Source organism: Nonomuraea composti (assembly GCF_012034275.1).
In the GTDB taxonomy this organism is placed as follows: Bacteria; Actinomycetota; Actinomycetes; order Streptosporangiales; family Streptosporangiaceae; genus Nonomuraea; species Nonomuraea composti.
In genome coordinates this window covers 1-874 of the sequence record NZ_JAATEP010000154.1, presented here as the reverse complement: position 1 = coordinate 874, position 874 = coordinate 1, and the positions used below count along the sequence as shown (strand labels likewise).

Sequence of the window (874 nt, the reverse complement as noted above, 5' to 3'; positions counted from 1 at the left end):
CCTCGATCGAGAAGAAGCTGGGCGTGAAGAACACGTTCAGCACCAGCAGCAGAGCCAGCACCACGGCCGGCCACAGGAGGCGCTTCATGACGCTCGCCCTCCGCTCGCGATGGTCTCCATCAGGACGTCGGTGGTCAGCCGCTCGTCGTTGGGCAGGTCGGCCACCAGCCGCCGGTCACGCAGCACCTCCACCTTGTGGCTGAGCCGCAGCACCTCCTCCAGCTCGGCGGAGATGAACAGCACGGCCATGCCGCCGTCGGACAGCTCGGCGACCAGGCGCTGGATCTCGGTCTTGGCGCCGACGTCGATGCCGCGGGTGGGCTCGTCGAGGATCAGCAGCCGGGGCTCCAGGATCAGCCAGCGGGCCAGCAGCACCTTCTGCTGGTTGCCGCCGCTCAGGTCGCGCACCAGGTGCTCCGGGTTCGGCGGGCTGATCTTCAATGCCTTGATGTACCGCTCCACGAGGTCGTCCTGCTGCTCGCGCGGCACCGGCCTGGTCCAGCCCCTGGTGGCCTGGAGGGCCAGGATGATGTTCTCCCGCACCGTGAGGTCGGGGATGAGACCGTCGGCCTTGCGGTTCTCCGAGCAGAACGCGATCTTGTGGCTCATCGCCACGCGCGGCGTGCGCAACGACTGCGGCGTGCCGCCGATCGCGATCTCACCCGTGCTCGCGTGGTCGGCGCCGAACAGCAACCGGGCGATCTCCGTACGGCCGGAGCCGAGCAGCCCCGCCAGGCCCACGACCTCGCCTTCGTGAATGGTCAGGCTGAACGGCTCGATCGCGCCTGTACGGCCCAGCTCCCGCGCCTCGACCAGCGGCCGGTCGAACACCTTCGTGCCACCCTGCAGCCGCTCCAGCACGGCCAGCTCCTGA

The 874-nt window shown here is 69.2% G+C and carries 1 protein-coding gene; it reads right to left on the bottom strand.

The genetic code is table 11. The annotated features are described in order from the left end of the window. Positions 1-84: 84 nt before the first annotated feature. A partial coding sequence (locus HCN51_RS57755) for an ATP-binding cassette domain-containing protein (RefSeq protein ID WP_168022232.1) occupies positions 85-874 on the bottom strand: 790 nt, incomplete at its 5' end.